Origin of the sequence: Streptomyces acidicola (assembly GCF_009377235.1) — a bacterium.
Classification (GTDB): Bacteria; Actinomycetota; Actinomycetes; order Streptomycetales; family Streptomycetaceae; genus Streptomyces; species Streptomyces acidicola.
Genome location: NZ_VMNX01000289.1, coordinates 1 through 10824, shown reverse-complemented (window position 1 = coordinate 10824; position 10824 = coordinate 1). Strand labels below are relative to the sequence as shown.

Below are 10824 nucleotides of genomic sequence, written 5' to 3'. Positions count from 1 at the left end.
GGGTTAGGGGGGAGGGCTCGGCGCCGGGAGTCGGAGTGACGACTCTGCGGCGCCGGGCCTCTGTGTTTCGTCTGCGGCTCGTGGGGGCGCGCGTCGCCTGCGGTTCGTCGTGGGTCGGGTGCGCGCCGGGAGGTCTCCGTCCTCGGTCCGGCGGTTGGTGTGGGTGTGCGATGTGCTCGGTGGCGGACGCCGGCCGCTGCGGGCGGACACCTCCCGGCGCGTCCCCTGCCGTGCGTACGCGGCTTCCGGTGCGTGTGTGGTGTGGACATGGCTGCCGGTGCGTGGGCGGTGCGGTCGGCGTGCGGTGCGGTGGGGCGCGCTCGCCGGCTCGGGTGCGCCCGCGTTTTTTAGGGGCGCGGGGCTGCGTTGGATATGCGGCTCCGCCGCGTGGGCGCGACCAGCCACGATGAACCCGCAGCCGACAACACACAGAACCCGGCAGACGCGACCCGAACCGGGGTCTGGGGCGCAGCCCCATGGACGGCGCCCTCGCCTCCGAGCACGTCACCGACGAACAGCCACCCACCGCTCCCCGCCCAAGCAGGCGCAGCGTCGTCGTACTCTGGACACCCCCGGCCCGTGAGACGTGTCGGGCCCTTCGCGTTGCGCCCTTTCTCTGATTTCTCCAGTTTTCTCCGGGATGGAAGCCCTTCATGAGCCTGCACGGTCTGCTCGACGTCGTCGTCAAGGACACGGCCCTCGCGGAAGCGATCACGGCAGCCACCGACGGCAACCGCATGCACGTCGACCTGGTGGGACCACCCGCGGCCCGCCCCTTCGCGGTGGCCTCGCTGGCCCGGGGCGCCGGCAGGCCCGTACTCGCCGTGACGGCGACCGGCCGCGAGGCCGAGGACCTGGCGGCCGCGCTCAGGTCGCTGCTGCCGCCGGACCGCGTCGTGGAGTACCCGTCCTGGGAGACCCTCCCGCACGAACGGCTGAGCCCGCGCAGCGACACCGTGGGGCGGCGCCTCGCCGTACTGCGGCGCCTCGCCCACCCGAGCCCCGACGACCCCGAGACCGGTCCGGTCTCCGTGGTCGTGGCCCCCGTGCGCTCCGTGCTCCAGCCTCAGGTCAAGGGCCTCGGGGACCTGGAGCCGGTCGCTCTGCGGACGGGTCGGACCGCCGATCTGAACGGCATCGTGGACGCGCTCGCGGCAGCCGCCTACTCCCGGGTCGAGCTCGTCGAGAAGCGCGGCGAGTTCGCCGTGCGCGGCGGAATCCTCGACGTGTTCCCGCCCACCGAGGAACATCCCCTGCGCATCGAGTTCTGGGGCGACGACGTCGAGGAGATCCGGTACTTCAAGGTCGCCGACCAGAGGTCGCTGGAGGTCGCCGAACACGGCCTGTGGGCGCCGCCCTGCCGTGAACTGCTGCTGACGGACGACGTACGCACGCGCGCGCGTGCCCTCGCCGAACAGCACCCGGAGCTGGGCGAGCTGCTGGGCAAGATCGCCGAGGGGATCGCCGTGGAGGGCATGGAGTCGCTCGCGCCCGTCCTCGTCGACGACATGGAGCTGCTGCTGGACGTCCTGCCCAAGGGCGCCATGGCCGTCGTGTGCGACCCGGAGCGGGTGCGGACGCGGGCCGCCGACCTGGTGGCCACCAGCCAGGAGTTCCTCCAGGCGTCCTGGGCCGCGACGGCGGGCGGAGGCGAGGCCCCCATCGATGTCGGCGCGGCCTCCCTGTGGTCCATCGCCGACGTCCGGGACCGGGCCCGCGAGCTGGACATGATGTGGTGGTCGGTGTCCCCGTTCGCCGCCGACGAGGAGCTGGACGCCGACACGCTGAAGCTCGGCATGCACGCCCCCGAGACGTACCGCGGCGACACCGCGAAGGCGCTCGCCGACACCAAGGGGTGGCTCGCCGACGGCTGGCGCGCGGTCTTCGTGACGGAGGCGCACGGCCCGGCCGCCCGTACGGTCGAGGTGCTCGGCGGCGAGGGCATCGCGGCCCGGCTGGACGCGGACCTCGCCGAGATCAGCCCGTCCGTGGTGCACGTGGCCTGCGGGTCGATCGACTACGGCTTCGTGGACCCGCAGCTGAAGCTTGCCGTGCTCACGGAGACCGACCTCTCCGGCCAGAAGGCCGCCGGCAAGGACGGCGCCCGTATGCCGGCCCGCCGCCGCAAGACCATCGACCCGCTGACCCTGGAGTCCGGCGACTACATCGTGCACGAGCAGCACGGCGTCGGCCGGTACATCGAGATGGTCCAGCGGACCGTACAGGGCGCCACCCGTGAGTACCTGGTGGTGGAGTACGCCCCGGCCAAGCGTGGCCAACCCGGCGACCGCCTCTACATCCCCACCGACCAGCTGGAGCAGATCACCAAGTACGTCGGCGGAGAGGCGCCCACACTGCACCGGCTCGGCGGCGCCGACTGGACGAAGACCAAGGCGCGCGCCAAGAAGGCCGTCAAGGAGATCGCGGCGGACCTCATCAAGCTGTACAGCGCGCGCATGGCGGCCCCCGGGCATGCCTTCGGGGGCGACACGCCCTGGCAGCGCGAGCTGGAGGACGCCTTCCCGTACGCCGAGACCCCCGACCAGCTGACGACGATCGCCGAGGTCAAGGAGGACATGGAGAAGTCGGTCCCCATGGACCGGCTCATCTGCGGCGACGTCGGCTACGGCAAGACCGAGATCGCCGTGCGCGCCGCCTTCAAGGCCGTCCAGGACGGCAAGCAGGTCGCCGTGCTCGTACCGACGACGCTGCTGGTGCAGCAGCACTTCGGGACGTTCAGCGAGCGGTACTCGCAGTTCCCCGTGAATGTGCGGGCGCTGTCCCGCTTCCAGTCGGACACGCAGGCCAAGGGGGTCCTGGAGGGCCTGCGGGAGGGGTCGGTCGACATCGTCATCGGCACGCACCGGCTGTTCTCGGCCGAGACCCGGTTCAAGGACCTCGGGCTGGTCATCGTCGACGAGGAGCAGCGGTTCGGCGTCGAGCACAAGGAACAGCTGAAGAAGCTGCGGGCGAACGTGGACGTGCTGACCATGTCCGCGACACCCATCCCCCGAACGCTGGAGATGGCGGTGACGGGCATCCGCGAGATGTCCACGATCACCACGCCTCCCGAGGAGCGCCACCCGGTCCTGACCTTCGTCGGCCCGTACGAGGAGAAGCAGATCGGCGCGGCCATCCGCAGGGAACTGCTGCGCGAGGGCCAGGTCTTCTACATCCACAACCGGGTCGAGTCGATCGACCGGGCAGCGGCGAGGCTGCGCGAGATCGTCCCGGAGGCACGCATCGCGACGGCTCACGGCCAGATGTCGGAGCAGGTGCTGGAGCAGGTGGTCGTCGACTTCTGGGAGAAGAAGTTCGACGTGCTCGTCTCCACGACCATCGTCGAGTCCGGCATCGACATCTCGAACGCGAACACGCTGATCGTGGAGCGCGGCGACAACTTCGGCCTCTCCCAGCTGCACCAGCTGCGCGGGCGGGTCGGGCGAGGCCGTGAGCGCGGGTACGCGTACTTCCTCTACCCGCCGGAGAAGCCGCTGACGGAGACGGCGCACGAGCGGCTCGCCACCATCGCCCAGCACACCGAGATGGGCGCGGGCATGTATGTGGCGATGAAGGACCTGGAGATCCGGGGCGCGGGCAACCTGCTCGGTGGCGAGCAGTCCGGGCACATCGCGGGTGTCGGCTTCGACCTGTACGTACGGATGGTGGGCGAGGCCGTCGCCGACTACCGCGCCTCGCTGGAGGGCGGCGTGGAGGAGGAGCCGCCGCTGGAGGTCAAGATCGAGCTTCCGGTCGACGCCCACGTCCCGCACGACTACGCCCCCGGTGAGCGGCTGCGCCTCCAGGCGTACCGTGCGATCGCCTCGGTGAACACCGAGGAGGACATCAAGGCCGTACGCGAGGAACTCGTCGACCGCTACGGCAAGTTGCCCGAGCCGGTGGAGAACCTGCTGCTCGTGGCGGGTCTGCGAATGCTCGCGCGTGCGTGCGGTGTCGGCGAGATCGTGCTGCAGGGCAACAACATCCGGTTCGCGCCCGTGGAGTTGAGGGAGTCCCAGGAGCTGCGCGTCAAGCGTCTCTACCCGGGCGTCGTCATCAAGCCCGCCGTCCACCAGATCCTGGTGCCCCGCCCGAAGACGGCCAAGGTGGGCGGCAAGCCGCTGGTCGGGCGGGAGTTGCTGGGGTGGACCGGGGAGTTCCTGGCGTCGATTCTGGGGTCGTAAGGGTTGTACGAGTCGTAAGGGCGGCTTCAGGTGGTGCGCGGGAGCAGCACCATCGGGAGGGCCCGGAACACCTCTTCGGGGTCCTCGCCGTCCAGCAGGTTGTCCAGGTTGTCGCTGAGGAGGAGCGTGGCGAAGCCGTGGGCGAGGGACCAGACGGTTGCGCGGGCGAGGCGGGTGTCGGCGTTCGCGTCGGTGTCGCTCCCCGCAGTGTCGCTGCCCTCGGTGTTGCCGTTCCCGGGCGTGGCAGTCGAGACGGTGTCGTGGAGGGCGGCTGTCGAGAGGGCGCGGGCCGTGGTCAGTTCGACGTCGCTCTCCCGCAGCAGCTCCGGCGTGAACATCACCTGGAAGTGCGCGGGGTGCTCGCGCGCGAAGCGCACGTAGCGCACGCCCCCGTCCCGTAGGTCGGTCGCCTCCCTGATCGCTGCCGCCAGCAACTCGAACCCCTCCGCCGCGATCGCCGTGAGCAGGCCCGTGCGGTCCTTGAAGTGATGGGCCGGCGCCGCGTGCGAGACGCCTGCTCGGCGTGCCAGGTCGCGCAGACTCAGCGCCGAGGGGCCGTCGACGGCGATGACGTCGAGAGCGACACGCAGGATCGCACGGCGGAGATCGCCGTGGTGGTACGGGGCTTTGGCCGTGCTCGTCACGGAGATCAGCGTACGCATCGAATCTAGGCATTGACAAGTTCGGCGGGTCGGGTGAATCTAGTCATTGTCAAGTTTGTGGGCTGTGAGCGAGGCTGTGGGGGGATGCGTCATGCCTGAAGACGTCAGTGGGGTCGGTGAGGAAGAGCACGGGTACGAGAGCGAGTACGAGAGGGGGAGCGGGCGTGGGCGCGAGGACGGGGAACGGGTCGGTCTCGACCTGGTGCGCCGCATGTGGCACCTGCTGGAGGTGCTGCACTCCGTGCTCTTCTTTGCGCCGGAGGCCTTCGAGGAGGGCCTTCGAGGAGGCGGCTTCTCTCGGATACGGGACGAAGGAGCGCTGGCCGAGCTACTTCTCCTTCCGCGCGGCCCCGTTGGGCGCTGTTGGAAGCGAGCGCGTGGCCTCCGCGTTCTACAGCTTCAACCCGCGCATGGTCGCCGAGTACGTCGAACCGGCCTGGGGCATAGCGAGTCCGGACGCCGTCCTGACGGCACGCGACCGGGCGATGGACCGGGTGTACCGGGCGATCCTGGGCGACCGCTTGCACAGTCCCGCACTCGCCGAAGCGGCCGCACTGGCCCGCCGCGCCGCCGAGGCCGCGAACACGGCGGGTCGCCCGCTGGCCGCCGCCAACGCCGAGTTGCCGTGGCCCGCCGAAACGCACCTCCAGTTGTGGCGCGCGGCGGCGATCCTGCGCGAGCATCGCGGTGACGGTCACCTCGCGGCGCTCCTGGTCGCCGGGCTCGACCCCGTGGAGTCCCTGGTCTCATTCGCGGCGATAGGTGCCGCGCCGGCGGAGGTCTTCGAGAGCCGGGGCTGGAGCCCCGAGGAGTGGTCAGCCGCGCGCGACCGGCTCGTGGCACGCGGTCTGGTACGGCGACGGAGGCGGGCCGTGAGCTCCGCCGTCAGGTGGAGCACCATACGGACGAACTTGCCGCCGGCCCTTGGCGGTTCCTCGGCCCGGAGGCCACTGCCCACCTCGCCGACCTGCTCGGTGAGCCTTGGGTCGCGGTTCTCGGTGCGGGGCAGCTGCCTTCGGCGACGACGCTGGGGATCGGCAAGGTGTGAGGGCCGGCGGGGAGTTGAAGCCGGAGTTGAAACCTCGGTGCTACCGCGGCTCCGGCGGCTCGTCGCGCCTGATGCCCATCGATCCCTCGACTCGCTGCTGAGCCTGGTCGACCTGGCCCGCGTACCTGTCGCCCGTTCTCTCGTTGATCTTCCGTTCCGCGGCGTCGGACGCTTCCTTGGCCTTGTCCTGATGGGCCCGGTTCTTGAACCTGTCGAAGATGCCCATGCGAGAACTCCTTCCGGAGGTGACTCACAACCGACGATACGCCCGGCGTGCACCTGTTGCCCGTTGAGCGATGGTGGGGCCGCACGTTTGCTGCGGCTACGGTTGAACAGTCAAAAGTCCGTCAGAGTAAGCAAGTGAGCATGCGTAACAGGCATGTACACAAGGGAGGTTCGTCGAGTGGTGCGTCTGAAGGGTGGGGTCGCGGTCGCCGCGCTGGTGCTGGTCGCCGTCACCGGCTGCAAGGAGGAGACCGAGGGATCCTCGGGGCCCGAGGAACGGCCGGGCGGTGGCGGTGCCGCACTCGCCGCCGTCGACTCGCTCGCCGTCAAGGGTCGGGCGCCCAAGACGGGATACGACCGGGACAAGTTCGGCAGCCCGTGGGCCGACACGGACTCGAACGGCTGCGGCACCCGCGACGACATACTCAAACGCGACCTGGAGGACGTGAAGTTCAAGGACGGCGACTGCACGGTGACTTCGGGAGTGCTGAATCCCGACCCCTACGCGGGCAAGGAGATCGCCTTCACACGCGGCCGCAGCCAGGTGGACATAGACCATCTCGTCGCGCTCTCGGACGCCTGGCAGAAAGGCGCCGGGCAGTGGGACGCGAGCAAACGAATAGCCCTGGCCAACGACCCGCTCAACCTCCTCGCCGTGGACGCCGGCCCCAACCGCAGCAAGGGCGACGGCGATGCCGCCACCTGGCTGCCGCCCAACAAGTCCTACCGCTGCACGTATGTGGCCGCGCAGGTCGCCGTGAAGAAGAAGTACGGCCTGTGGGTCACCACCGCGGAGAAGGACGCCATGAAGAGTGTCCTGTCCGACTGCCCCGACCAGGAACTCCCCTCCGGCGGCAACCCGACCAACGCGCCGGAGAGGTTCCACGCGAACTGACGTCACGTTGACCGGCGGCGACGGGCTCGGACCAGGGCATACCGCGTAGGGACAAAACGCCTGGACCGGGCCCGAGCCTTCTTCAGCGGCTAGCGGCTAGCGGTCAGTGGCCAGCGGTCACTGGCCACTGGCGGCCGGCCGACGGTCGGAGGTCAGCCGCCCATCGCGTCCAGGTCCAGCACCTTGCCCTTGGGGGCCTCGGCCGGCACCGGCTTGTTGTAGTCGCTGAGGGTGATGTCGCCCGGGTCCTTCGCCGACTTGCTGACGGCCCGGAGCAGGTACGGCTTGCCCTCGGTGGCGACATACACCGTGCTGCGGTCCTTGCCCTCCCGCTCGTTGAGCACGATTGCCGGGGTGCCGTCGACGGTGGTGGTCTCGCCGCGCTCGGCGTTCGAGTCGATGTTCTCGAACTCGGAGAGTGCGCTGTCGAGGTCGCAGAGGTCCGTGAGGTCGTCGGCGTCGGAGCCGGTCGTGGACATCTTGGTCCACTTGCCGGCCAGCATGTCCACGACTGCGTCTACCTCGGCCTCGGAGTCGGTCTCCTCCGTGCCCTGGGCGCGCAGGAAGTCCTCGTCGTACTTCATGTAGAGGGTGTCGCCGGTCTTGATCAGCTCGAGCTTGCCCTCGCTGTCCAAGCTCATCGTTCCGGCGCATTCGCCCTTCTTGCTGAGCGCTATGTCCATCTGGATCGTGCCGTCGCTCTGGTCGTCCTGCATCTCGCCCGTCAGACGGAGCGAGCTCGCGCTCCTGGTGGCCTCCATGGCCCGTTCGGCGATCTCGCCGCCCGCCAGTCCGGCGAACGGTTCCTTCGGCTTGCTGTCTGCCTTCGACTGGCTGCCCGCAGTCGACTGACTGTCCGCCTTGTCCGTGCCGGGCAGGCAACCGGTGAGTGTGGCGGTGGCCGCGGCGGCGATGCAGAGAGCGGCGAGTGTGATGCGACGCATGGATGGTCCCCCTGGAAGGTGCGTGATCACTCCTGCCAGAGCAGAGTGATGTTCGATGAGTCAATAAGAGCAGGGCCTGTGAACCGAGTCAACATAGTTCACGTCTTCTCGTGTGTACACGAATGTGAATGGGTGGATCCCCCGCGCATCGGTATGCTCGGCGACACACACGGTGACGCTCGGGGGCAGTGGCGCTCACAGACCAGGCAGAGGGGAGCCGAGCGCGTGCAGGACATCGGGACAGAGGTGACCGCGGCGGGGATCGCGCGGCTCGCTGGAGTCGGCCGTGCCGCCGTCAGTAACTGGCGCCGCCGTCACGACGACTTCCCCAGGCCGGTCGGCGGTACCGAGACCAGCCCGTCGTTCGCGCTCGCCGAGGTCGAGAGATGGCTCCGCAAGCAGGGCAAGCTCGCCGAGGTACCGCTCAAGGAGCGGGTCTGGCAGCAGCTGGCCGGCCACCCCGCGGGACCGAGCACGGCCCTGGTCCACACGGGCTGCGCCCTCCTGCTCGTGCACGACCGCCACCCGGTCTGGCTGGAGGTGAGTGCGGGCTCCGACCAGCGCCTTGCCGAGCTGCTGCCCAACTCCCTCGACCAGGTGCTCACACCCCGCTTCGGCATGGTCCGACGGCCCGCCGTGACGGCGCCGACGGCCGCCGCGCTCCTGCCCTCGGTCCCGTTGCTGCGCGGCGCCGCCGAGCTCGCGGCCGAGACGGGCGCCCGGCAGACGTTCGAGTTCTTGCTGGGCCGTCACCTCGACGCCAACTCGCGCCAGTACACGCCGACTCCGGCCGATCTCGCCCGCCTGATGGCCGACCTCGCGGGCCCTGCGACCACGCTGCTCGACCCGGCCTGCGGCACCGGAGCCCTGCTGCGCGCTGTGGACCCCCGGCCGGACCAGGAGCTGTTCGGCCAGGACAGCTCCCCCGAGCAGGCCGCCCTCACCGCACTCCGGCTCGCCCTGCACACCCGGTCCACCGTCCGCACGGCCGCCGCCGACAGCCTGCGCGCGGACACCTACGGCACGCTCAGGGCGGACGCGGTCCTGTGCCACCCGCCGTTCAACGAGCGCAACTGGGGCCACGACGAGCTCGCCTACGACCCGCGCTGGGAGTACGGCTTCCCGGCCCGCACGGAGTCCGAACTGGCCTGGGTGCAGCACGCCTTGGCCCGCCTGAGGGACGGCGGCACCGCCGTCCTGTTGATGCCTCCCGCCGCGGCCGGCCGCCGCTCCGGGCGCCGTATCCGCGCCGACCTGCTGCGCCGGGGCGCCCTGCGCGCGGTGATCGCCCTGCCCGCGGGCGCCGCACCCCCGCACAATCTCCCGCTGCACCTGTGGGTGCTGCGCAGGCCCGGCAAGGCGCCCGCGCAGCCCGAGGTGCTGCTCGTCGACGCCGGACAGCTCCTCGACGGGGGCGCCGCCGCCTCCCCGGCCGAGCGCGGCCGTGACTCCGGCGGCGGCCGGGGCATGCTCGACCGGGAGGACGTACGCGCCGGCGTCGTGGAGACCTGGCGGACCTTCGACCGCGACGGCACCGCGCCGGAACAGCCGGGCCTGAGCCGCTGCGTGCCGGTCGTCGAACTCCTCGACGACGACGTGGACCTGGCCCCCGCCCGCCATCTGCCGCCCCCGACCTCGGCCGTCGGCGCCGCGGAGCTGTCGACGGTACGCGAACGCCTCGGCCGGACGCTGCGCCTGACCGCCGATCTGACACCCCCTCCCGTCCACGAGGCGCAGCCCGCGCGCTTTCCCCTGACCACGGTCGGGGAACTCGCGCGCGCGGGAGCCCTGTTGCTGCGGACGGGCGGACACGGCGCCCACGCGCGCGTGCTCACCGACCACGACGTCCTGTCCGGCACGGCACCCTCGGGGACACTGCCCGAGACCGGGGAGCAGCCCGTCCTGGTCGAGGCCGGAGACGTGGTCGTGCCCGTCCTCGGTGGTGGGGCCGTCGCGCGCGTGGTCGACGAGGCGACTGCGGGCGCGGCCCTCGGCCGCAACCTCACGCTGTTGCGCCCCGATCCGGCCGCGCTCGACCCGTGGTTCCTGGCCGGCTTCCTGCGCGGCACGGCCAACAACCGCCAGGCCAGCAGCTACGCCTCCACCGCCACCCGGCTCGACGTACGCCGTCTCCAACTGCCCCGCCTCCCGCTCGACCAGCAGCGCCGCTACGGCGAACGGTTCCGCGCCCTCGCGGAGTTCGAGGACGCGCTCCGCCTCGCGGGCCGCCTCGGCGAGGGGCTCGTACGCGGCATGTACGACGGTCTGGCCGACGGGACGGTCGCACCGGACTGAGCGGGCCGTATCCTTCCGGCTTCTTCCGCAACCGGCGGTGTGGAACGGTGCGGCAACGGTTGTCCACAACCCTGGACCGCTTGTCCTCGTCCCCCTATACGCTCGACTACGACATCGAACGTCCGCCGTCATCAGGCCACCAGGAGCAGCCATGCAAGGCCCCGGCTACGTGCCGCAACCGCCTCACAGCCCCTCACAGGGCGCGCAGATCACCCTGCGTGCGGTCTTCGTGGCGCTGGCCGTCTTCAGCTGCGGCTTCTTGGCGTGGCCGAGCATGCTGAGGCTTGCCGTCGTGACCCGCAAGCCGTTCCACTGGGCCCTGTTCGGCCTCGCGGCCGTGCACATCGCCATCGTCACCACGCTGATCGCCGTCGACCAGGGCGAGGACGAGTTCGAGACGCCGGGCAACATCGGAATGTGGCTGATGCTCCTCGGTATGGTGACGAGCGTCGCGTACTACCTGTACGCGGACATACGCCACTTCGGCCAGTCCGGGCCGACGCAGTACGCACAGTCCGCCGGCTACACGCAGCCGCCGGGGACCGGATACGGCTACCCGGGCCCCCAGCCC

General features: G+C 70.6%; 7 protein-coding genes and 1 pseudogene. 5 read left to right on the top strand and 3 right to left on the bottom strand.

Annotated elements, in window-relative coordinates; translation table 11 throughout:
- The first annotated feature begins 653 nt into the window (after positions 1–653).
- Positions 654–4184 carry a transcription-repair coupling factor gene (gene mfd, locus FPZ41_RS40855; RefSeq protein ID WP_152869206.1) on the top strand — a complete coding sequence of 1177 codons (3531 nt, stop codon included), beginning with the start codon at positions 654–656 and terminating at the stop codon, positions 4182–4184.
- Positions 4185–4210: 26 nt separating this feature from the next.
- Here mfd and FPZ41_RS40850 read toward each other — a convergent pair whose 3' ends face one another.
- Positions 4211–4846: a TetR/AcrR family transcriptional regulator gene (locus tag FPZ41_RS40850; RefSeq protein ID WP_152869204.1), complete on the bottom strand. Its 636-nt coding sequence runs from the start codon at positions 4844–4846 to the stop codon at positions 4211–4213.
- 211 nt (positions 4847–5057) lie between these two features.
- Between FPZ41_RS40850 and FPZ41_RS40845 the strand changes: the two are divergent.
- Positions 5058–5894 (top strand): annotated as a pseudogene (locus FPZ41_RS40845) (SCO6745 family protein).
- Between the two features lie 40 nt (positions 5895–5934).
- Here FPZ41_RS40845 and FPZ41_RS40840 read toward each other — a convergent pair.
- On the bottom strand, positions 5935–6120 hold the full coding sequence (locus tag FPZ41_RS40840) for an antitoxin (RefSeq protein ID WP_152869202.1): 186 nt from the start codon (positions 6118–6120) through the stop codon (positions 5935–5937).
- 177 nt (positions 6121–6297) lie between these two features.
- On the opposite strand from FPZ41_RS40840, the gene FPZ41_RS40835 reads away from it, so the two are divergent.
- A complete protein-coding gene (locus FPZ41_RS40835; protein WP_322621363.1) occupies positions 6298–7014 on the top strand; it encodes an HNH endonuclease family protein in 717 nt (238 codons plus the stop codon).
- Between the two features lie 152 nt (positions 7015–7166).
- Here FPZ41_RS40835 and FPZ41_RS40830 read toward each other — a convergent pair whose 3' ends face one another.
- On the bottom strand, positions 7167–7958 hold the full coding sequence (locus FPZ41_RS40830; protein ID WP_152869198.1) for a hypothetical protein: 792 nt from the start codon (positions 7956–7958) through the stop codon (positions 7167–7169).
- A gap of 225 nt (positions 7959–8183) precedes the next feature.
- Here FPZ41_RS40830 and FPZ41_RS40825 point away from each other — a divergent pair, with 225 nt between their 5' ends.
- Positions 8184–10253 (top strand): N-6 DNA methylase, encoded by a 2070-nt coding sequence (locus FPZ41_RS40825; RefSeq protein ID WP_322621362.1) that lies wholly within the window; start codon positions 8184–8186, stop codon positions 10251–10253.
- 151 nt (positions 10254–10404) lie between these two features.
- Positions 10405–10824: hypothetical protein (locus FPZ41_RS40820; protein ID WP_152869196.1), on the top strand; the 420-nt coding region annotated here is incomplete at its 3' end.